The organism is Mesorhizobium sp. P2_C4 (assembly GCF_056404575.1).
The window spans coordinates 1-21,062 of record NZ_JBFUDT010000007.1 but is presented as its reverse complement, the minus strand read 5'-3'; the positions used below and the strand labels follow the sequence as shown (position 1 = coordinate 21,062).

Annotated in this window: 16 protein-coding genes, 1 pseudogene and 1 riboswitch; of the genes and pseudogenes, 8 read left to right on the top strand and 9 right to left on the bottom strand. The window is 64.1% G+C overall.

Annotation, left to right across the window (positions count from 1 at the left end; all coding sequences use genetic code 11):
- Nucleotides 1–76 precede the first annotated feature (76 nt).
- Nucleotides 77–292 carry a hypothetical protein gene (locus AC1DX6_RS23590; protein ID WP_477317784.1) on the bottom strand — a complete coding sequence of 72 codons (216 nt, stop codon included), beginning with the start codon at nt 290–292 and terminating at the stop codon, nt 77–79.
- A gap of 582 nt (nt 293–874) precedes the next feature.
- On the opposite strand from AC1DX6_RS23590, the gene AC1DX6_RS23585 reads away from it, so the two are divergent.
- The 4 genes from AC1DX6_RS23585 (at nt 875) to AC1DX6_RS23570 (ending at nt 6,153) form a co-directional block, all read left to right on the top strand.
- A complete protein-coding gene (locus AC1DX6_RS23585) occupies nt 875–4,300 on the top strand; it encodes a helicase-related protein (RefSeq protein WP_477317782.1) in 3,426 nt (1,141 codons plus the stop codon).
- A 27-nt stretch (nt 4,301–4,327) separates the two neighbouring features.
- Entirely contained in the window at nt 4,328–4,714 is a 387-nt protein-coding gene (locus AC1DX6_RS23580; protein ID WP_477318295.1) for an RNA-binding S4 domain-containing protein, read from the top strand.
- A gap of 150 nt (nt 4,715–4,864) precedes the next feature.
- A complete protein-coding gene (gene fdxA, locus AC1DX6_RS23575) occupies nt 4,865–5,203 on the top strand; it encodes a ferredoxin FdxA (RefSeq protein ID WP_477317780.1) in 339 nt (112 codons plus the stop codon).
- Between the two features lie 368 nt (nt 5,204–5,571).
- The gene (locus AC1DX6_RS23570) at nt 5,572–6,153 is read left to right on the top strand and encodes a CarD family transcriptional regulator (protein WP_112559634.1); all 582 of its coding nucleotides are present in this window, start codon (nt 5,572–5,574) and stop codon (nt 6,151–6,153) included.
- 86 nt (nt 6,154–6,239) lie between these two features.
- Here the strand turns inward: AC1DX6_RS23570 and AC1DX6_RS23565 are convergent, their stop codons facing one another.
- The 3 genes from AC1DX6_RS23565 to AC1DX6_RS23555 form a co-directional block, all read right to left on the bottom strand.
- On the bottom strand, nt 6,240–6,998 hold the full coding sequence (locus AC1DX6_RS23565) for an amino acid ABC transporter ATP-binding protein (protein ID WP_477317778.1): 759 nt from the start codon (nt 6,996–6,998) through the stop codon (nt 6,240–6,242).
- Nucleotides 6,995–7,675 (bottom strand): ABC transporter permease subunit, encoded by a 681-nt coding sequence (locus AC1DX6_RS23560; RefSeq protein WP_477317776.1) that lies wholly within the window; start codon nt 7,673–7,675, stop codon nt 6,995–6,997. Before AC1DX6_RS23560 ends, AC1DX6_RS23565 begins: the two co-directional genes overlap by 4 nt.
- A 131-nt stretch (nt 7,676–7,806) precedes the next feature.
- Nucleotides 7,807–8,580 (bottom strand): amino acid ABC transporter substrate-binding protein, encoded by a 774-nt coding sequence (locus AC1DX6_RS23555; protein WP_477317774.1) that lies wholly within the window; start codon nt 8,578–8,580, stop codon nt 7,807–7,809.
- A gap of 342 nt (nt 8,581–8,922) precedes the next feature.
- Between AC1DX6_RS23555 and AC1DX6_RS23550 the strand changes: the two genes are divergently transcribed.
- A complete protein-coding gene (locus AC1DX6_RS23550; protein ID WP_477317772.1) occupies nt 8,923–9,786 on the top strand; it encodes an RNA polymerase factor sigma-32 in 864 nt (287 codons plus the stop codon).
- Between the two features lie 172 nt (nt 9,787–9,958).
- Nucleotides 9,959–12,259 carry a caspase family protein gene (locus AC1DX6_RS23545; RefSeq protein ID WP_477317770.1) on the top strand — a complete coding sequence of 767 codons (2,301 nt, stop codon included), beginning with the start codon at nt 9,959–9,961 and terminating at the stop codon, nt 12,257–12,259.
- A gap of 97 nt (nt 12,260–12,356) precedes the next feature.
- On the opposite strand, the gene AC1DX6_RS23540 is transcribed toward AC1DX6_RS23545, so the two are convergent.
- From AC1DX6_RS23540 to thiB, 4 genes are all read right to left on the bottom strand, one after another.
- On the bottom strand, nt 12,357–13,763 hold the full coding sequence (locus tag AC1DX6_RS23540) for a M48 family metalloprotease (protein ID WP_477317768.1): 1,407 nt from the start codon (nt 13,761–13,763) through the stop codon (nt 12,357–12,359).
- Between the two features lie 321 nt (nt 13,764–14,084).
- The gene (gene thiQ, locus AC1DX6_RS23535) at nt 14,085–14,864 is read right to left on the bottom strand and encodes a thiamine ABC transporter ATP-binding protein (RefSeq protein WP_477317766.1); all 780 of its coding nucleotides are present in this window, start codon (nt 14,862–14,864) and stop codon (nt 14,085–14,087) included.
- Nucleotides 14,861–16,480, bottom strand: coding sequence for a thiamine/thiamine pyrophosphate ABC transporter permease (gene thiP, locus AC1DX6_RS23530; RefSeq protein WP_477317764.1), 1,620 nt, complete (start codon nt 16,478–16,480; stop codon nt 14,861–14,863). Before thiP ends, thiQ begins: the two co-directional genes overlap by 4 nt.
- Before the next feature lie 8 nt (nt 16,481–16,488).
- Nucleotides 16,489–17,502 carry a thiamine ABC transporter substrate binding subunit gene (gene thiB, locus AC1DX6_RS23525; protein WP_477317762.1) on the bottom strand — a complete coding sequence of 338 codons (1,014 nt, stop codon included), beginning with the start codon at nt 17,500–17,502 and terminating at the stop codon, nt 16,489–16,491.
- Nucleotides 17,503–17,545: 43 nt separating this feature from the next.
- A riboswitch (TPP riboswitch) is annotated at nt 17,546–17,660 on the bottom strand.
- 87 nt (nt 17,661–17,747) lie between these two features.
- Here thiB and AC1DX6_RS23520 point away from each other — a divergent pair.
- Both AC1DX6_RS23520 and AC1DX6_RS23515 read left to right on the top strand, forming a co-directional pair.
- Nucleotides 17,748–18,392 (top strand): thiamine diphosphokinase, encoded by a 645-nt coding sequence (locus tag AC1DX6_RS23520; protein WP_477317760.1) that lies wholly within the window; start codon nt 17,748–17,750, stop codon nt 18,390–18,392.
- A 1-nt stretch (nt 18,393) separates the two neighbouring features.
- The gene (locus tag AC1DX6_RS23515; RefSeq protein WP_477317758.1) at nt 18,394–20,214 is read left to right on the top strand and encodes an ABC-F family ATP-binding cassette domain-containing protein; all 1,821 of its coding nucleotides are present in this window, start codon (nt 18,394–18,396) and stop codon (nt 20,212–20,214) included.
- A gap of 107 nt (nt 20,215–20,321) precedes the next feature.
- Here the strand turns inward: AC1DX6_RS23515 and AC1DX6_RS23510 are convergent.
- Nucleotides 20,322–21,062: pseudogene (locus AC1DX6_RS23510) on the bottom strand (hypothetical protein); the annotation flags it as partial.

The window sequence follows — 21,062 nt, the reverse complement described above, 5'->3', positions numbered from 1 at the left end:
GGCGTCCCTCGCCGACCAATGATGTACCGGCCCAACGGCCGGTACCGGAATCACTGGGACCGGACGATCGCGGTTGTCAGGCGGCAAGCTTCAGCCCTGGCTTGGCTGCAGGCTTGGCCTGGGTCATCGGACCTGGGTCGCGCGACGGTGCCGGCAGCCGGGCAAGCGGCGTCCGGCTGAGGCCTGACAGCTTCAAGGCGATGCGACGCTTCAGGAATGGATTGAGGTTGACCAGCGAAAGCGCCCGGCGATGCCGATCTGTGCCACTCCGGTACGCAGAAATTAACGGCAACAGCCGCCGCCTGTGCGAAACCTGTTAGCAAGCCTGTGGATTCTCGGTGGAAAACCTGTTCACAACACAAGATGTTGGGGTGAACAAACCGGGAAAATCTCGTCATCGCCGATTCGTCGCCGATTCGTTCCGGCTTTGACCGGAACGTTAACGGCGGAGGCCGAAATCACCCTCCAAATGATTAAGGCGCGTTAGGAAAGATCAACAATTTCATAATCTTGGGTGAGGTCCGCCGTCAGGATCCGATCTTTCACCGGCAAAGGTTAACATCTGCGTTCGCTTGCATGAATCGGGCCAGTTCCAGCGATTCAGCATGTGGTGAGACTCCTGGTCGCAAAATCCACATATAGCCGTGAACAAAAGCTGAATCTGCAGGAGTCACTGATTCGTCGCCGATTCGTTCCAGACTCGTTCCAACTGTTAACCGGGGACGGATTCAGCCCTCGAGCGCGACCCTCGGACAGCAGGCTGGAACATTCCGCTTTCGCTTCGCCCACGAAATCCCTATGTGTCGCCTGTCATACGCGCCACTTTGGGGCGCGCTCCCGACAACGCGACGCAGAAAGCCTCATTTCCAGGCCGATGAACATCCAGCCGAAACACACTGAGCCGCTGATCTTGTCGGGCCGCGACGTGACCGCCGTGCTCGGCCCGACCAACACCGGCAAGACCCATCTCGCCATCGAACGCATGGTGGCGCATGAAAGCGGCATCATCGGCCTGCCGCTCAGGCTACTGGCCCGCGAAGTCTATGCCCGTGTCTGTGAGAAGGTCGGCGCCCATAAGGTGGCGCTGATCACCGGCGAGGAGAAGATCCAGCCGCCAGGCGCCAGATATTCCGTCTGCACCGTCGAAGCCATGCCGCGCGAGACCGACGCGGCCTTCGTCGCCATCGACGAGGTGCAGCTGGCCGGCGATCTCGAGCGCGGCCACATCTTCACCGACCGCATCCTGCATCTGCGCGGCCGCCAGGAGACGCTGCTGTTGGGCGCCGCCACCATGCACGGCATCCTGCAAAAGCTGCTGAGGGGCGTTTCGGTGGTGACGCGGCCGCGGCTGTCGCACCTCGCCTATGCCGGTTCGAAGAAGCTGACCCGTTTGCCCAGGCGCACGGCAATCGTCGCCTTCTCCGCCGACGAGGTCTATGCCATCGCCGAACTGATCCGCCGCCAGCAGGGCGGCGCCGCCGTCGTGCTCGGCGCGCTGTCGCCCCGCACCCGCAACGCGCAGGTGGCGCTGTTCCAGTCGGGCGATGTCGACTATCTGATCGCCACCGACGCCATCGGCATGGGCCTAAATCTCGATCTCGATCACGTTGCCTTTGCCCAGAACCGCAAATTCGACGGCTACCAGTATCGCAATTTGACGGCGGCCGAGCTCGGCCAGATCGCCGGTCGCGCCGGCCGGCATCTGCGCGACGGCACCTTTGGCGTCACCGGCCAGGTCGATCCGCTCGATGAGGAACTGGTCAAGCGGATCGAAGGCCATGAGTTCGATCCGGTGAAGGTGCTGCAGTGGCGCTCTGCCCGTTTCGATTTCGCCAGCCTCGATGCGCTGAAACGCTCGATCGAGACCAACGCGCCGGTCGAAGGCCTGACCCGGGCACTGCCGGCGGTCGACGCACAGGCGCTCGAGCATCTGTCGCGTGACGGCGACATAAGAGCGCTTGCCACCGACCCCAAGCGCGTGGCGCTGTTATGGGAAGCCTGTGCCTTGCCCGACTACCGGAAGATCGCGCCGGCCCAGCATTCTGACCTCATCGCCTCGATCTACATGGACCTGGCCAGGCACGGCCATGTCGACGAGAACTACATGGCCGAGCAGGTGCGCCGCGCCGACACCACCGAGGGCGACATCGACACGCTGTCGCACCGTATTGCCGAGATCCGCACCTGGACATTCGTGTCCAACCGGCCCGGCTGGCTGGCCGATCAGGCACACTGGCAGGAAAAGACGCGCGAAATCGAAGACAGATTGTCGGATGCGCTGCATGAGCGGTTGACGAAACGCTTCGTAGACCGCAGGACTTCCGTCCTCATGCGGCGCCTTAGAGAAAATACCATGCCTGAAGCCGAAATCAGCCCAACCGGAACCGTCCTTGTCGAAGGCCACCATGTCGGCGAGTTGCAAGGATTCCGCTTCACCGCCGACCAGAGCGCCGGCGGCGAAGACGCCAAGGCCGTGCGTGCGGCAGCCCAGAAGGCGCTTGCAGCCGAGTTCGAGGCACGCGCCGAACGCTTCGGCGCCTCGTCCAACGGCGACATCGCGCTCGGCTCCGACGGCACGCTGCGCTGGATTGGCGCGCCGATCGGCACGCTGGTTTCGGGCGACGAAGTGCTGAAGCCACGTCTGGTGCTGCTGGCCGACGAACAGCTCACCGGTCCTGCCCGCGACAAGGTCGCGGCGCGTGCCGAGCGCTTCGTCAATTTCCAGATCGAATCCCTGCTGAAACCGCTGGTCGACCTCAAGAACGCCGAGCAGATCACCGGTATCGGCCGTGGCATTGCCTTCCAGCTCGTCGAGCATTTCGGCCTCATCAACCGCCGCGACATCGCCGAGGAGATGAAGTCGCTCGACCAGGAAGGTCGCGCGGCGCTCCGCCGCCTCGGCGTCCGCTTCGGCGCCTACCATGTCTTCGTGCCGGCACTGATCAAGCCGGCTCCGGCCGGTCTGGTGACGCTGCTGTGGGCGCTCAAGAACGACGGCAAGGACAAGCCGGGCTTTGGCGACGTCGTTCATGCGTTGGCTTCCGGCCGCACTTCGGTGGTCATCGATCCCGCTTTCGACAAGACCTTCTACAAGCTCGCCGGCTACCGCAATCTCGGCCGCCGCGCCGTGCGCATCGACATTCTCGAGCGGCTGGCCGACCTGATCCGTCCGGCGACCAACTGGAAGCCCGGCCTTGGCCAGCGCCCCGACGGCGCCTATGACGGCCAGGCCTTCATGGTGACGCCGCCGATGATGTCGATCCTCGGCGCTACCGCCGACGACATGGAAGAGATCCTCAAAGGCCTCGGCTATCGCGCCGAGCCGAAGCCGGCGGCCGAAGTGAAGGCGCGCCTCGAAGCGCAGGACAGCGCCGCGCGTGAAGCTGCGGCAGCCAAGTTGGCGGCTGAAGAGGCTGCCCGCGCCGAACAAGCCAAAGCGGCGGAAGCCGCGACTGCCGATGCGGCTGTCGAGACGCCAGCCGAAGGTTCGGAGCCTGATGCGGCTGCCGCCACCGAGGTTGCAGCCGAGGCTGTCGCCGAAGCAGCAGCGGAGGCCGTTGCGGACGCCCATCCGGAAACTCCCGTTGAGGTCGCGGAAGACGCGCCGCCGGTAGCCGACGCCGCAGTTGAAACCCCTGCGGAACCTGAGGTAGAGGTCGAAGCCGTCGAGGTTGAAGCCGCATCGGCAGAGCCCGAGGCGGAATCTAAAGCCGTCGAAGCTGAAGCCACATCGGCGGAACCGGTCGCCGAGGCTTCGCCTGCAAGTGATACTGCGGCTGAGCCAGCCGTGCTGGCGGAAGCCGCCCCCGGCGAGCCCGCTCCGGAGGCCGAAGCGCCAAAACCCATCCTGTTGTGGCGCCAGGGTCGGTTCGACCAGCGCCCACGCAATCGTCAGCACGAAAACCGCGGCCGTCCGCGCAACGGCCAGGCCGCGCGCAGCGACGCGCCGGCAGACGCCACCAGCGGGCAGCCGGCCGGCGCGCCGGGCGATCGGCCAGCCCATCCGGGACGCCGCGATCAGCGCGACGGCGCCGGCAAGCCGCGCTTCGACCGCTCGAAATTCAAGCCCAAGCCGCAAGGCGAAGGCGCAGAGCGCCGCGAGGGCAAGCCGCAGGGCGAGCGTCCCGATCGCCGTGAAGGCCGACCCGACTGGAAGGGCGGCAGGCCGGAGGGCAAGGGTGGCGCGCCAGGCGCAAAGCCCGCCTTCCAGCAGAAGCCGCGCGAGGAGCGCCCGGTGCGCTTCGATCCGGACTCGCCCTTCGCTAAGCTCGCCGCCTTGCGCGACCAGCTGAAGAAGTAGGCTCGGTTCGCTCCAATGGTTGCCCCAGTGGTCGCCAGAGACCGACAGCGCATCGACAAATGGCTGTTCTATTCGCGCGCGGTGAAATCGCGCTCGCTGGCGGCGAAGCTGGTGGTCGCCGGACGCGTCCGCATCAATCGCGACAAAGCAGCGCAGGCCTCCGATATGGTCAAGCCTGGCGATGTCCTGACCATCACGCTGGAACGGCGCATCTTCGTCTGGAAGGTGCTGAACACCGGTACGCGACGCGGTCCGGCGGAGGAGGCGCGCACGCTCTACGAGGATATGTCGCCACCGCCGGCGCCCAAAGGCGAGGCTGTTGCCGATGCCATCCCTGCCCTGCGCGACGCCGGCAGCGGCAGGCCGACCAAGAAAGAGCGCAGGCAAACCGACCGGTTGTTTGGCGAAGACTGAGAACATGGGCGGTCTTCGCCATGCCGGCGATCTGGAATTCCATTCCGGGCGCGCTGGTGCCGCCGGGAATGGCTGCCCTTGCCAGCGGCGGACAAAGGCGTTACCTCACCAAAAAAGCCCAGCAAAAATGGGACGTCCCGGAGCCGACCGATGACCTATGTCGTGACCGACAACTGCATCAAATGCAAGTACATGGACTGCATCGAGGTCTGTCCGGTCGACTGTTTCTATGAAGGCGAGAACATGCTCGTCATTCATCCCGACGAGTGCATCGACTGCGGCGTCTGTGAACCGGAATGCCCGGCCGACGCGATCAAGCCCGACACCGAGCCGGGTCTGGAAAAGTGGCTGCAGGTCAACACCGAATACGCCGAGAAATGGCCCAACATCACCGCCAAGAAGGAACCGCCGGGAGACGCCAAATCCTTCGATGGCGAGGCTGGAAAATTCGAGAAATATTTCTCGGCCGAGCCCGGCGAAGGCGACTGACGAAAGTGCCGGTTTGGCCGGCATAACGCTGCGTAACGGACGTGACACATCAACTGCCTTGACAGGCAGAGATAGTGCTTGGCCTTCGCGAATGCAGCAAAACCTTGATTCTTCCGACTTTTTGTGTTACATCAGTCCAACATGCCGGTGACACAACGTCGATTTATGGCGCAAACGCCCCAAATCACTGAAAGGTGAATTTCTCAATCCGGACTAGAGCGATCTGGGGCGGGCGGTCGCATTCTGTGCGGTTTGCCGGTCTCGGCTTTTCCGGTGGGTTCATCCGTTGTGCGGCTAACGGTCGGTAACCCCGATCACGCGAGTTTCTGCCGGCAGAATGCTGGCACCACACAAGGAGTTCACGGCGTATGGCAACGATCACCCCGCAGAAGAAGTCCACCGCGGCGCGTCACGGTTTCAAGACCGGCGAGTACATCGTCTATCCGGCGCACGGCGTAGGCCAGATCGTCTCGATCGACGAGCAGGAAGTTGCGGGTCACAAGCTGGAACTCTTCGTCATCGACTTCCAGAAGGACAAGATGCGCCTCAAGGTGCCGGTCGCCAAGGCGACCTCCATCGGCATGCGCAAGCTGTCGGAAGAGGATTATGTCGAGCGCGCGCTGAAGGTCGTTCAGGGCCGCGCCCGCGTCAAGCGCACCATGTGGTCGCGCCGCGCCCAGGAATATGATGCCAAGATCAATTCCGGCGACCTGATCTCGATCTCGGAAGTGGTGCGCGACCTCTACCGCGCCGATAACCAGCCGGAGCAGTCCTATTCCGAGCGTCAGCTTTATGAAGCGGCACTCGACCGCATGGCCCGCGAGATCGCGGCCGTCAACCGCATGTCGGAAACCGAAGCGGTGCGCCTCATCGAGGTGAACCTCAACAAGGGTCCGAAGCGTGGCGCCAAGGCCGACAACGAGGAATCCGAACAGGAAGAAGCTGCCTGATCGCTTTGATCTCACAATTCATGAAAAACCCGGCCTCGCGCCGGGTTTTTTGTTTCTGGAAATAGGGTTGAAGCGAGGTCACGTACCTACGCCTCGCCCGCCTCCTGCTTCAGCGTCGCAATGAAACGCTTGGTCCGCTCGTGTTCCGGATTGCTGAACAGCACCGCTGCCGGACCTTTTTCGACCACGACGCCGGCATCGAGAAACACCACTTCCTGCGCGATCTTGGAGGCAAGCCTGAGATCATGCGTCGCCATCACCATGGTCGTGCCTTCGCTGGCAAGCTGGCCAAGCACATCGACCACTTCCTGCGCTAGTTCCGGATCGAGCGCCGAGGTCGGCTCGTCGCAAAGCAGCACTTTCGGTGAAGGCGCAAGCGCCCGGGCGATCGCCACCCGCTGTTGCTGGCCGCCTGACAGTGTCGCCGGCCAGGCATCGGCCTTGTGCGCCATGCCGACCTTTTCGAGCAAGGCGAGCGCCCGCTCGCGCGCCTTGTAAGTCGGCCATTTCAGCACCGTCACCAGCCCCTCCATGACATTCTCGATCGCGGTGCGATGCGGGAACAGCTGGAAATTCTGGAACACCATGCCGGTCTGCAGCCGCAGCCGCTGGATATCCCTCGTGGACACCTTGATGCCGGGGCGGAATTCCAGCGTCTCATCGCCGATGCGCACCGTGCCCGCAGTCGGGATTTCCAAGAGGTTGATGCAGCGTAGAAGCGTGCTTTTTCCCCCGCCGGAGGGGCCGACAAGCGCGGTGACGCTGCCCTCTTCGATGGCGACGCTGACGCCTTTCAGCACAAGATTGTCGCCAAACCGCTTCTCGATGCTGGTGAGGCCGATCATGTCCGCGCCTCCAGAAAGCCGCCATAGCGGTTAAGCCGCGTTTCCAGCCGCGTCTGCAGCGCGGACAGCACCGAACTTAGCACCAGATAGAGCGCCGCCGCCTCGACATAGAGGATCAGCGGCTCATAGGTGGTGGCAACGATACGCTGTGCCGCCTGGAACATCTCCGGCACGGTGATGGCGGCGGCCAGCGACGTATCCTTGACCAGCGAGATGAAGGTGTTGGACAGCGGCGGCACCGCGACCCGGCCGGCTTGCGGCAGGATCGTGCGCCGCATCGCCTGGGCCCAGGTCATGCCGATCGAATAGGCCGCTTCCCACTGTCCCTTCGGCACCGAGCCGATGACGGCGCGGATGATTTCCGAGGTGTAGGCGCCGATGTTGAGCGTGAAGCCGATCAGCGCCGCCGGGAAGGCATCGAGCAGGATGCCCGCCGACGGCAGGCCGTAGAAAATCAGGAACAACTGCACCAAAAGCGGCGTGCCGCGAAAAATCCAGACATAGAAGCGGACCACCGCGACCAGCGGCTTCGGACCGAACAGCCGGATCAGCGCTGCACCGAGCCCAACGAAAAGACCGAGCGCAAACGACAGCAGCGTCAGCGGCACGGTGAAGATCAGCGCTGCCCACAATAGCGAAGGCAGCGAGTCCAGCATCAGTTGCAGCCAATGGGGCACGAAAGGCATCTCCCTGCCAGATTACGCCGTAGCGGCTCATCGAAGCGCAAATGCAGGCTGCATATCACGCGAAAAGCGGCGAGCCGTCAAAGACAGCTCGCCGCGTTACATGTCAGCTCGATGGGCTACGCCTACTTCGAAACGTCCTGGCCGAAATAGGTGTCGGCGATCTTCTTGTAGGTGCCGTCCACCTTGATGTCGGCCAGCGCCTTGTTGATGGCGGCGACCAGTTCCGGATCGCCCTTGCGCACGATGACGCCGGAATAGTCGGCGTTTTCTTCCTGCGCGGCGATCTTCACATTGGCGTCTGGCTTGTGCTTCTTGAAGTCAAGGAAGGACAGGCTGTCATTGATGGTGGCATCGGCGCGGCCGGTCAAAAGCAGCTGGATCGATTGGTCGAAGCCGTCGGTGCCGACGAGCTCGGCGCCGTTGCTTTCAGCCAGCTTGCCGAAATTCGAGGTCAGCGACTGCGCCGACTTCTTGCCCTTGAGATCGGCAAAACCCTTGATGTCGGTGTTGTCGCCGGCGACGATCAGCACCGCCTTGGAAGCGATGTACGGATCGGAGAAATCATACTTGGCCTTACGCGCATCGGTGATGCCGACCTCGTTGATGACGGTGTCGTAGCGGTTGGCGTCGAGGCCTGCGATCAGCCCGTCCCATTTGCCTTCGAGGAACTCGGCCTTGACGCCGAGCTTTTGGGCGATCGCCTGCGCGATCTCGACGTCGAAGCCGACCAGCGAGCCGGAGGCGTCATGATAGGTGAACGGCGCATAGGTGCCTTCGGTGCCGATCTTGAGGGTGCCGGCCTGCTTGATCTGGTCGAGATTGGCGCCGGCATGGCCAGCGGTGACAGCCAGAACCTGCAGCGTTCCGGCGACGATGAGTGAGTTAAGCCATTTCATTTTTCTGTGATCCCGTCCTTGGCCGGTGTCCGGCGCATTGTGAGAGCCGGAAACTGACAGATGCTGAGCGGCAAAATAAGGAACCAGATTTCAAAAATAGGCCGCGTCTGAAATCGAATTCTCAAAACCCTGCCGGCTCGCGCCAACCAGCCTGGCTTCGCGTCGCTGCAACCGTCCTGCCGGCAGCACAACCCACGCGACACGAGCGGCGGAACCAATCCCGCGCATGGCACGTTCATGGCTGTTGTAGGGCGCGGCGTCCCCATTTCAACCACCCCGACGCCAAACCAGGGATCGCGGTCGCCAAGCCGTCCGCAATGCCCGTAACAGGGAGCGCGGCGCATGATGGAAGACACGGCAGGCCGGACCATGGTCCGCACGGCGATGAAAGCTCCCTATCTCGAGCGCGACGAGGAACACCTCCTGGCGCTACGCTGGAAGGAGAACCAGGACCAGCACGCGCTACACCAGATCACCGTTGCCCATATGCGGCTGGTCATCTCCATGGCTTCCAAATTCCGTCACTATGGTCTGCCGCTGGGCGACCTGATCCAGGAGGGTCATGTCGGCCTGCTGGAAGCGGCGGCGCGCTTCGAACCGGAGCGCGAAGTCAGGTTCTCGACCTATGCGACCTGGTGGATCCGCGCGTCGATGCAGGACTACATCCTGCGCAACTGGTCAATCGTGCGCGGCGGCACCAGTTCGGCGCAAAAGGCATTGTTCTTCAACCTGCGGCGCCTGCGCGCCCGGCTGGCGCAAGGCGCCGAGCCGATCTCCAACGCCACGCTCTACCGCGAAGTGTCTGTGGCGCTGGGCGTTTCGGAAGCCGATGTGGCGATGATGGATTCGCGCCTTTCGGCGCCCGACAGTTCGCTCAATGCGCCGCTCGCCGACGACGCCGGCGCGACCGAGCGGATGGACTTCCTGATTTCGGACGATCCGCTGCCCGACGAGGTCGCCGGCGACACCATCGATGTCGAGCGCCGGTCCGGTTGGCTGAAGACGGCGCTCGGCGCGCTGAACGCCCGTGAGCTCAGGATCATCGAGGAACGTCGGCTAAGCGACGAGGGCGCGACGCTCGAAGCGCTCGGCGAGACGCTGGGCATCTCCAAGGAGCGGGTGCGCCAGATCGAGGCGCGCGCCATGGAAAAGCTGAAGGTGGCGCTGGTCGAGCAAAATCCGGAATTCCTGGCGACGGCCGCCTGAACGCACGTATGATCTCTGAGGAGAGAAGCAAGATTTTGATTAAATAAGAATATATCGCCGCAATGGCGGCATCCCTCTACAATATATTTTTAGATTGTGACCCATTTTACAGACCCGGCCGCTGCAAGTGCGTTCTTGCGACCGAACAGGTCATAGCGGATGGGGATTTGTCATGTTGCGATGCTATGCGATCCTTGCAGCCTTGGTCCTCTTGGGCCTCACGACATTCGATGTCCGCGCCGATCGACGGGTTGCCTTTGTCATCGGCAATTCCGAGTACCGGGACATTCCCGCTCTCAAGAATCCGGACAAGGACGCCGACGATGTGTCGAACACTTTTCGGCAGGCTGGCTTCGATGTGTTCCTTGCCAAGGACGTCACCAGGCTTCAGTTCGAGGAGCAGTTCCGCAACTATCTCGCGGCCGCGGACGGCGCCGATCTGGCCGTCGTCTACTACTCCGGCCACGGCTTCCAGATCGGCGGCGAGAATTTCCTGATCCCGGTCGATGCCTCGCTCAAGGATGCAGCCGACATCGAGGTCCAGGCTGTCAAGCTGGATGATGTGCTTGAGCAGCTGCGCTCGAAATCCAAGATCCAGGTGATCATTCTCGATGCCTGCCGCAACAATCCATTCCCACGCAAGGACTATTGGCTGCGCGACCAGCTGACCATCACCGGCGGCACCGGCCTCGCGCAAGTCAAAAGCTCGCAGAACACGTTGATCGCCTTTGCCACGGAACCGGGAGCAATCGCCTATGACGGAACCGGCGATCTCAGCCCCTTCTCGTCGGCATTCTCGCGCAGGGCGCTGGCGCCGAATCAGGAGATACGCACGGTCATGGCCGCGGTGCGCCGTGATGTCGTCAAGGCCACGGATGGCAAGCAGGTTCCGTGGGAAAACTCCTCGCTGATCGACGACGTCGTGCTGATGCGTCGCGTGACCCGGCCCTCGCTGCCGCCGGTGCTGGAGCAGGTCGTGCCGTCCGGCGTCGGTCCTGTCGCGCTGGACCTGCCGCAGCCTGTCGACGTCGACGGCGGCGCGGTCACCGTCAGCATTGAAAGCCCGCCGACGCTCGGCCGGCTGACGCTGGATGGCAAACCCGTAGAAGTGGGCCAGCCGATCCAGAGCAAGGATCTGCCGCGTCTGAAGATGGAAGTCCCCAAGGGCGTCGGCGAGCAGGAACAAGTGGACACGCTGGCCTACGCCACGCATGACGACTGGGGTGGCGAATCCAAAGGCGTTCTGGTGCTGCGGGTCAAGAGCGGCGAGGGCGCCGACGGCAAGCAGATCATCGCCTCACTCAAGGCTGAGCAGAAGCAGCGGGTGCTTGAGCGCGGCATCCATATCTCCAGCGCCGCCGAGGCGATCGGGGATCGCGATTTCAAGGTTCCGGTCGGAATAGGCCCGGTGCCGCTGAAGCTGGATCTGCCGGCAAAGGATCCAGGCATCAGCCTGAAGCTCGCCAGCTATCCGGCAACGGGAACGCTGTCGCTACCGGGCCGCATCCTGTCGCCTCAATCGAGCCTGATGGCCAATGAAGTCAGTGATTTGCGTTATGAGCCGCAGGTCGGCTCGACAGCTGCCGTCGAGATCGGCTTCGAAATCCGAGCCAACAATTCGTCGAAACGGGCGACGATGACGCTGTCGCCAAGCGTCGACCCTTGCGACCAGGCGGCAGGCGAACCCCTCGACCTGCAAGGCGTGGTCCCGGGACTGCTGCCCAACGAGATCGGCGGCAACGCGGTCGAGCTTTGCCAGGCGGCGGTGAAGGCCTACCCCGACATCGCCCGCTTCCACTACGAACTGGGGCGTGCCTTGCTGGCGTCAGACAAGGTCGACGAAGCCAGAAAGGCAATCCAGCAGGCTGCCGACAGGGGACATGTCCGGGCTGTCTTCGAACTCGGCCGCATCGCCTCGTCCGGAATAGGGACGACTGCGGATACCACGAAAGCCAACGTCCTCTATTCAGAAGCGTCCGCCAAGGGAGACCCTTACGCGCTGACAGCGTGGGGACGATCCTTGTTCAATGGCCTCGGCGTGAAGCGCGATACCGGCAAGGGATTGGACCTGCTGCTCAAGGCGGCGGCGATGGGGCATAGCAATGCCATGAACGATCTCGCCGTGATCTTCAAGGAAGGCCGCAATGGCGTGCCCGCCGACTCGGCCCGTGCCGTGGCTTTCCTCAGGGCCGGTATCGAACGGCAGAACATCTATGCGATGAGCATTCTCGGTCCTGCTGGGCGCAATGCCCTGGCGATCGCAGCCTGCACGCCCGAAACGAAAACAATCACGAAGGTAAAGGTCATTCGCACGAAACCGCCCAAGGTCGCCAAACCCAAAAGGGAGCCCCTCCCGAAACTTCTCGGACCGGTACCGAGCGAACCCGGTCCATTCATCGCGCCCTGGCGTGGCGGTGGTAGCGGCAGTGGCAGTGGCAGTGGCGGACAACGCAGCGGCGGCAGCCCTGGCTGACGGCGGCGGTCATTGGCGGCCGACCAGACAATGTGAGTGGAAACCACCTTCGCCACCACCCGCTGGCGAGCTATCGCACCGCCTGCCCGCCCGATTCTTACTTATCGGTGACGATCTTGACCTTGTCGCCGGCCGAAACGGCGGCTCCGGGCGACAGCGCGTTAAGCACCCGGAACAGGTCGAGCTTGCGATCGACGCCGACCATCTGCGCCGACAGCGAACCCATGGTCTGCCCCGGCTGCACCGTGACGACGCGGATATGCAGCGGCTTCAGCGCTGCCTTTTCGGCAGCGCTTAGAATGCGGAAAGAGCCGCTGACCGAGCGCGCCACCGGGTCCAGCGAAGTGCTGGCGGAGGGTGCCGCGGTCAGCAGCCGGTAGACCTGGCCGCCGGCACGGATCACCGCGATATCGAACTGCCAGCCTTCGGCACCGGCATGCGCAGTCGCGGCCTCGTTGCCGTTGATCGTCTCCTGCTTGACGCTGCTGTCGACGAGACCGGCAACCCAGCCACTGCGGATGTAGTCGGTCAACGGGCGGTTCTTGTCGATCGCCACACCGTCGAAACGGATCGCCATGTCGCCGGGACCGGTGGCGGTCACCGCCGCGGCCGAATTGTCGATGATGAAACCATCCGGCACCGAGAAGGAGACGCCGAGGCCCGGATGCATGAAGGTTTCGCCGCGCACATAGCCTTCCTCCGGCGTGTCGCCGTAGAGCAGGCCGTCTATACCGGCCAGGAAGGAATCGCGGTCACGGGTACCGACACCGGGCGCGCCGAACTGGCGGGCATGGCGCTGCGCCAGATCGATGCGCTGCGGCGTGTTGGGGTGCGTGGCCAGGAAGTCGAGGCTGGCGTCGGTGGCGCCGCTGATCGAACGGAAATCGGTATAGGCCGACATCGACTGCAGGAAGCGGCCGGCGGCAAACGGGTCGAAACCCGCTTCGCCGATCGACTTGATGCCGATGGCGTCGGCCTCCAGCTCCTGGTTGCGCGAGAACTGGGCCAGCTTCAACTTGCCACGGATCAGCGCCGCCTTGGCGGTCGGGCTGTCGCCGAGCACGTCGGAGACGACCTTGGTTGCCAACCCTTCCTCGGCCTCCAACTGCTGGCGCTGCAGGCCATGGTTGGCGGTGACGTGGCCCATCTCATGCGCGATGACGGCGGCAAGCTCGGCCGAATCATTGGCCAGCGCCAACAGGCCACGCGTGACGTAGAGATAGCCGCCCGGCAGCGCGAAGGCGTTGACGTTGGGCGAATTGAGGATGGTGATGCGATAAGTCTGCGTCGGGTTGGCCGACACCACAGTCAGGCGGCCGACGACCTTGGCGACCATGCGTTCGAGCTTGGCATCGGAATATTCACCACCATAGGTGGCGAGGATGCGCGGGTGCTGCGCCTTCGCCAGCTCCGCGAGCTTGCTGTTGGCGGCGACATTGTCGACCGTAATCGGCTTGTCGGACGGCTGGAAGCCGGATTCCTGCACGTCCGGAGGCGTGAACATCTGGCAGCTTGCCAGCGCCACGGCCAAGCCGGCCAGCGTGAGAAAGCGCGCCAGCGGACTGCGTCGTACTGTGTCTGTGCCGGTCGGCAGAACAGCTTCCTTTCGGCTCTCAACACATGATCCCGAACCGAAGGTTCGCGTCGGCGGCTTGGAGATCACGCACAAAATCAAAAAACCTACAGCATCCTTGTCGTCCGAATGGACACGACGCTGTAGGGGCAAATCACGGCCTGTGCCGGACCAGTACTGGGCGGACCTAGCCACACTACTCCGACCATGGCAAGCAAGCGCCACCTCGCCTCTACCCGGTTTGGCCGTAAATTATGTCCGCTTCCGGGCAACATCTCGTGATCCGCCCGGACCCGTGCCGATATAGCGCTGAAAGGCATCCGGGCCAGCCCCGGCGAAGAAATCAGCCGCAGCCCCGGTTGCCGCAACGGCGCCGTTGTCCAGGAACACGATATTCTGAGCGATGCGTCGCGCATCTTCCGGCTGGTGGGTCACGAACAGCACCGTCATCTGCCGTTCCGCGTGAACGCCCACAACCAGGTCGAGCATGTCATCGCGCAGCGCCGGTCCGAGCGAGGCGAAAGGCTCGTCGAGCAACAGCACTTGCCGGTCGCGCACCAGAACGCGGGCGAGTGCGACGCGCTGCCGCTCACCACCGGAGAGTTCGCGCGGCAGGCGTCTCTCCTTGCCGGCAAGGCCGACGCGCTTGAGCGCCTCGGCAATTGCGGCACGGTCGGCCTCGCTCAGGCTGAGCGAAGGCGAGCGGCCGAGCCCGACATTGCGTTCCACCGAAAGATGGGCAAAGAGGTTGTTTTCCTGGAACACCATCGACACCGGCCGCGCCGAGGGCGGCTCGGCGCTGATGTCGGCGCCGCCGATCAGCACTCGGCCCGACTGCGGCGTCTCGAAGCCGGCCACCAGATTGAGCAGTGTCGACTTTCCCGAGCCGCTCGCGCCTATGATGGCGGTGATTTTTGACGCGGCGAACTCGACGTCGAATGAGAACGGCACTTCAGCATAGCTGAAGGTGACATTGTCCAGCCGTACGGCCGCGCCTCCTTCGTTGCCGGCGCCCCGGTTCGCGGACGTCATGATCTTTCTCCCCGCCCCAGCCAGTCTGCCGCCAGAACCAGCGCCAGGCAAACCACGCCGAGCAGCAGCGCCAGGCCGGCGGCGTCCGCAGTGCGGTAGCTGCCCATGCGCGACAGCAGCAGATAGGGCAGCGTCTGCACGGAATCGCTGCCGAACAGCGCAATGACGCCGAGATCGCCAAGCGACAGCGCCATGGCAAAGGCAAAGCCGGTGGCGAGCGGCCGCCGCAGCGACGGCCAGTCGATCAGCCGCAGCCGGCTCCAGCCGGAAATGCCGAGTTGTGCACAAAGCCGCTCATGGCGTTCGCTCGCCGCATCATAGGCGGGGCGGACGGCGCGAAGCGCAAACGGCATCGCCATTACCGCGTTGACAGTGACGACCATGATCGGAGCAATGGCAAAGACATCGCTGACCGTGCGCAGGGCCAAAAACCAGCCAGCGCCGATGACGATCGGCGGCACGACAAGAACAAAACCGGCGCCGGTGTCGGTGGCGTGTTCGAGCAGCGTTCTGGCGCCAACGCGGCGGCGAAGCGACAACGCCCGCCGTGCCATGATCAGAGACAGCGCCAGCGCCACCGAAAGCAGCGCCGACAGGAAGGCCAGCACGGCGCTGGTCAGCGTCGCCTGGCGCACCGCGCTCTCACCGGCGAGACGGCCGAGATCGGCGCCAAGGCCTGACATCACGGTCGCCGCCATCGGTCCGGCGACAAACAGCAGTGCGAGGACGATCAACGTGGCATTCAGCGCGGTCTCTGCAGCACCTGCCGAAAGATAGCGACGCGACGCCACCGGCAAATTGGCGTCGCCAACGGTGTTGGCGCCGAGCCGCATTAAGGCCAGCACGACGATAAAGGTCAAGGCGATCTGCAGCAGCGTCAGTGTCACTGCCCGTGCGGGATCGAAATCGAAGCGCAGCGCCTGGTAGATGGCGACCTCCAGCGTCGTCGCGGCCGGCCCGCCACCGAGGATCAGCACGATGGTGAACGAGGTGATGCAGAGCATGAAGACGAGCCCGGCGACGCCCGGCAGGGCCGCGCGCAATGTCGGCCACTCGATCAGCCGGAAGGCCGGCGCCGCGCCCATGCCAAGCTGGCTCGCCAGCCGCCACTGATCGGCAGGCACCGTGCCCAGCGCTTCGAGAAACAACCGTACACTGAGCGGCAGATTGAAGAAGACATGGGCGACCAAGATGCCGGACAGGCCATAGATGCCGGGCCAGCTTTGGCCACCGATCGTGCCGAGCACGCCGGCGAAATAGCCGGCGCGGCCGTAGAGGGCGAGAATACCAAGTGCAGCGACGATCGCCGGCAGCGCCAGCGGCACGGCGAACAGCTGCAGGATGAAACCGCGTCCGAAGAAGCGCGGATGCCGCGACAGCGCGCGGGCGACGAACAGCGCGGGTACGACGGAAAGCAGCGTCGAGAGGGCCGCCTGCCACAGCGTGAAGCGGGCGACGCGCAGGAGATAGGGATCGAAGGCCGACACCGCGCCGGACAGGTCCCGCCCGCCTTCGAGGACGAGCCCGGCGAACGCGCCGCCGATCAACAGCGCGATCGCCGCCAGCGCAATGATGCCGGCAGTGACGCGAGGATCGGTCGAACGCGCCGGCACCATTCCGATTCCTATTTGCTCATCACCGCCAGCCATTCGTCGACCCAGGCCTTGCGGTTGGCCGCGACCTCTTCCGGGCTGAACAGCAAGGTCTTGATCGGCTTGACCAGTTTGTCAAAGGCCGGGTTGAGCGGCTTGTCGGTCTTGCCGGCCGGGAACATCCAGTTGGTCTCGGGGATGACATCCTGGAATTTCGGCCCGGTCATGAAGGCGATGAACTTTTCCGCCAGCGGGTTCTTCGCGCCTGTGGTGGTGATACCGGCGACCTCGATCTGCAGATACTCGCCCTCTTCGAAGGACGCCGCCTGGTAGCGCTCGGTGTTTTCGGCAACCATGTGGTAGGCCGGCGAGGTGGTGTAGGACAGCACCATCGGCGCCTCGCCCTTGGTGAACAGGCCATAGGCCTCGCTCCAGCCCGGCGTCACGGTCAGCACCTTCGCCTTGAGCTTGGCCCAGGCCTCCGGCGCCTTGTCACCATAGACTGACCTCACCCAGAGCAGCAGGCCCAGTCCCGGCGTCGAGGTGCGCGGATCCTGGATGACGATCTTCTCGTCGGCGCTGCCCTCAACCAATTCCTTCAGGCTCTTGGGCGGGACTTTCAGCTTTTCGGTGTCGTAAACGACAGCGAAATAGCCATAGTCGAACGGCACGAAAGTGTCGTCGCTCCAGCCACCCGGCACGTTGTTTTCAGACACCGCGCCATGCGGCGCAAACAGGCCGGAGGCCTTTGCCTCAGCGGTGAGATTGGTGTCGAGGCCGAGCACGATGTCGGCCTTGGTCGCGGCACCTTCGAGCCTGACGCGGTTGAGCAATGCCACGCCATCGGCGACCGAGACGAAGTCGAGGGTGCAGGCGCATTCGGCCTCGAAGGCCTTTTTTACCGCAGGGCCGGGACCCCAGTCAGCAGTGAAGCTCTCATAGGTGTAGACGGTGAGCTTTTCCTGGGCGGATGCCGGCCCGGACGTGGCAAGAACGGATGCCGCAAGAACTGTTGCGGAGACAAGAGAGTAAAAAAGCGTGCGCATCGGCGCCTCCTTCGTTCGCGTTGAAAGGAATTGAGGCGCCGGGCTGTCCGAAGCGTCTAATCCCTCCGCCGGTACAAACCGGATCAGGTTCAGCGGGTTGGCAGATCTGCCTCTCAGCCGGTCCGCGAAGATCGCGTCCGGCACCCCGTTAGAGCGTGTCGACACATAGGCCCGGCCGATCGACCGCGCAAGTGGGAGTTTGCCGCCTTCCGTTTCTCGTGCCGGGCTGGTAAGGGCCACCAGATATGAGCACATTCACCATCCTGCTTGGCGGCGATCTCATCCGCACGCCGCTGCTCGACCGCCAGGTCGAAGGCTCGCGCGTCATTGCCGCCGATGCCGGCATTGGCCATGCCCGAATGCTGGGCCTGATGCCGGAACTCTGGGTCGGCGATTTCGATTCCGTGCCGGCCGATCTGCCGGATGACCTGGCGTCCGTGCCCCGCCAGGTGTTTCCGCCGGAAAAAGACAAGACCGACGGCGAACTTGCCATCGCCGCCGCGCTCGAACGCGGGGCGACCAGCCTTGTGCTCGCCGGCGCCTTCGGCGGCAAACGCGCCGACCACGCTTTCCTGCATCTGGCGCTCAGCCTCCGGCTGGCTGAGGCCGGTACGCAGGTGCTGTTGACCAGCGGCGCGCAGGAGGGCATCCCATTGCTGCCGGGCAAAGCCGGTTTCGACTATGCCGACGGCACGCTGTTTTCGATCCTTGGCTTTTCCGATCTGTCCGGCCTGACCGTCACTGGCGCCAAATGGCCGCTCGCCCATGTCGAAGTTGCCTTCGGCTCCTCGCTGACCATTTCCAACGAGGTCAAGGGCCGGCTCGAAATTGCACTGGGTGGTGGCCGCGCGCTGTTGCTCGCTCACCCCTACCCTCTTCCAGAAAGCTGACATGGCGCCGCCGCTTCTCAATCTCGACGGGATAAAACTGACCTTTGGCGGCACGCCGCTGCTCGATGGCGCCGCGCTGACCGCATCGGCCGGCGACAAGATCGCGCTGGTCGGCCGCAACGGCTCCGGCAAGTCGACGCTTTTGAAGATCGCCGCCGGGCTGATCGAGCCGCAGGACGGCGAAGTGTTCCGCCAGCCCTCGGCGACCGTGCGCTACCTTCCACAAGTGCCCGACATGGATGATTTCGCCAGCGTGCGCGCCTATGTCGAGGCAGGGCTCGGACCCGCCGACGATCCCTACCGCGCCACCTATCTGATGGAGCATCTCGGCCTGTCCGGCGAAGAACGGCCGAACGACCTCTCCGGCGGCGAGGCGCGCCGCGCCGCCCTTGCCCGCGTCATGGCGCCCGAGCCAGACATCCTGCTGCTTGATGAGCCGACCAACCATCTCGATCTCTCGGTGATCGAATGGCTGGAAGAGGAGCTCGCCCGCACCTCTTCGGCACTGGTCGTCATCTCGCACGATCGCCGCTTTCTCGAGCGCGTGTCGCGCGCCACCATCTGGCTCGACCGCGGCCAGACCCGCCGTCTCGACAAGGGTTTTGGCCATTTCGAGGAATGGCGCGACGTGGTGCTGGAAGAGGAAGAGCGCGAGCAGCACAAGCTCGGCCGCCAGATCGTGCGCGAAGAACACTGGCTGCGCTATGGCGTGACGGCGCGGCGCAAGCGCAACATGCGCCGGCTCGGCGAACTGCAGACCATGCGCCAGCGCTTTCGCGGCCATCGCGGCGCCGAGGGCGCGGCAAACATGGTGGCCAGCGACGCCGCCGAATCCGGCAAGCTGGTGATCGAGGCGAAAAACATCGAGAAGAGCTTTGGCGACCTCACCGTGGTCAAGGGCTTTTCGACCCGCATCCAGCGCGGCGACCGCGTCGGCCTGGTCGGGCCAAACGGCGCCGGCAAGACGACACTCCTAAAGATGCTGACCGGTGAGATGAAGCCGGATGCGGGATCGGTGCGGCTCGGCACCAATCTGGAGATCGCCACGCTGGACCAGAAGCGCGAGGCTGTCGATCCGGCCGAGACGTTGGCGCAATACCTCACCGACGGGCGCGGTGAAAACCTCGTCATCAATGGCGAGCAGCGCCATGTCGTCTCCTACATGAAGGATTTCCTGTTCAAGCCGGAGCAGGCGCGCACGCCGGTGCGTGAGCTCTCCGGCGGCGAGCGGGCGCGCCTGCTGCTCGCCCGCGTTTTGGCGCGGCCGGCAAACCTTCTGGTGCTTGATGAGCCGACCAATGATCTCGACATGGAGACGCTGGAACTGTTGCAGGAACTGGTCGCCGGCTTTGCCGGCACCGTCATCCTGGTCAGCCATGATCGCGATTTCCTTGACCGCACCGTGACCAGCCTGATCGCGCCGGACGGCGACGGCCGCTGGATCGAATATGCCGGTGGCTATTCCGACATGCTGGCGCAGCGCGGTGGCACCAGGCTCGACGATCGCAAGGCGCGGGCGAAGGCAGAGATTGGCGAAATGACTGCCGCTGTCAGGACGGAAGCATCCGCGCCAAAAGGCCCGGCAAAAAAGCTGTCGTTCAAACAGAAGTTCGCGCTGGAATCGCTGCCGAAAAAAATCGAGGCGGTGACGGCGTCGATCTCGCGGCTGGAGAACAACATCGCCGATCCGGCCTACTACGAGCGCGATCCGGCCTCGTTCCAGAAGACCATCGCCGCCCTCGACAAGGAGCGCGCGACGCTGGCGGCGCTTGAGGAAGAATGGCTGGAACTGGAAATGCTGCGCGAGGAGATGGAAGGGTGAGGAGCGTTCGGCCGTAGGCCGATCAATCGACAACGATTTGTCGATTGAAGCGACGAACGCCCGGAGCCATAGCGAAGGGCCGGGAAAGCCGACCCATTCCTCGATCCTCAGCCCGCCGTCTTCGCCTGCCAGGCCTTGATCGCCTCGTCGAACACCTTCTCGCCGGGAATGCCTTTTTCCATGGTCAGCAGAGCGCGGCGTCCGGTCTTGTAGACCACCGGCACGTCGATCCAGTCCTGGCCCCTGAGCAAGGTCAGATTGGCGTCTTCATCCGCCTTGGTGTCGTTCAGCGCCACCAGGAAAAAGCCGTCGGCGATCTTGGCCGGAATGCCGATCAGCGGGCTGCCGGCATCCTGTTCCGAGCTCTTCATGGCGACGCGCAGGATATTGTCGACGCCACCGCCTTCAAAGCCATCCGGCGTCAGGAAAATCATCTCGATGATGTGGCTGGCCGGCAGCGTCTGGTCGGTGTTGCGGCGGATGGTCATGCGCAACTGGATATCCTTGCCGGGGATGGTCGCTTCGGCGCGGATCGCCGGTTCCGGCGGCAGGTCACCGCCGGGCGATTCCTGCACCAGCGACCAGACGATGCTGCCGGGCTCGGCCGAACCCTGAGCCGTGCTGGTGCGCTCCTCATAGAAGATTGCCTTCTGGCCGACCGGCAACGAGGTCTCGGCAGGTGCCGCTGCCGGTGTCGTCGGGGCGGCGGCAACTGGCGCCGGCGGAGCCGCTGCGGCATCGGTCGGCGCCGCCGGTGCGGCGCCCGCTGCAGGCGGTGTAGCCGGCGTAGCACCCTCGGCGGGCGGTGTTGCCGGCGCGGCGCCCTCGGCGGGCGGCGTCGCCGGCGC

Excerpts from the sequence above, each read along its gene's own strand:
- AC1DX6_RS23570 (WP_112559634.1), top strand. The coding sequence starts at position 5,572 with ATGGCAACGATCACCCCGCAGAAGAAGTCCACCGCGGCGCGTCACGGT.
- AC1DX6_RS23545 (WP_477317770.1), top strand. The coding sequence starts at position 9,959 with ATGTTGCGATGCTATGCGATCCTTGCAGCCTTGGTCCTCTTGGGCCTC.
- AC1DX6_RS23550 (WP_477317772.1), top strand. The coding sequence starts at position 8,923 with ATGATGGAAGACACGGCAGGCCGGACCATGGTCCGCACGGCGATGAAA.
- AC1DX6_RS23540 (WP_477317768.1), bottom strand. The coding sequence starts at position 13,763 with ATGTTCACGCCTCCGGACGTGCAGGAATCCGGCTTCCAGCCGTCCGAC.
- fdxA (WP_477317780.1), top strand. The coding sequence starts at position 4,865 with ATGACCTATGTCGTGACCGACAACTGCATCAAATGCAAGTACATGGAC.
- AC1DX6_RS23555 (WP_477317774.1), bottom strand. The coding sequence starts at position 8,580 with ATGAAATGGCTTAACTCACTCATCGTCGCCGGAACGCTGCAGGTTCTG.
- thiB (WP_477317762.1), bottom strand. The coding sequence starts at position 17,502 with ATGCGCACGCTTTTTTACTCTCTTGTCTCCGCAACAGTTCTTGCGGCA.
- AC1DX6_RS23585 (WP_477317782.1), top strand. The coding sequence starts at position 875 with ATGAACATCCAGCCGAAACACACTGAGCCGCTGATCTTGTCGGGCCGC.
- AC1DX6_RS23565 (WP_477317778.1), bottom strand. The coding sequence starts at position 6,998 with ATGATCGGCCTCACCAGCATCGAGAAGCGGTTTGGCGACAATCTTGTG.
- AC1DX6_RS23520 (WP_477317760.1), top strand. The coding sequence starts at position 17,748 with ATGAGCACATTCACCATCCTGCTTGGCGGCGATCTCATCCGCACGCCG.
- thiQ (WP_477317766.1), bottom strand. The coding sequence starts at position 14,864 with ATGACGTCCGCGAACCGGGGCGCCGGCAACGAAGGAGGCGCGGCCGTA.
- thiP (WP_477317764.1), bottom strand. The coding sequence starts at position 16,480 with ATGGTGCCGGCGCGTTCGACCGATCCTCGCGTCACTGCCGGCATCATT.
- AC1DX6_RS23515 (WP_477317758.1), top strand. The coding sequence starts at position 18,394 with ATGGCGCCGCCGCTTCTCAATCTCGACGGGATAAAACTGACCTTTGGC.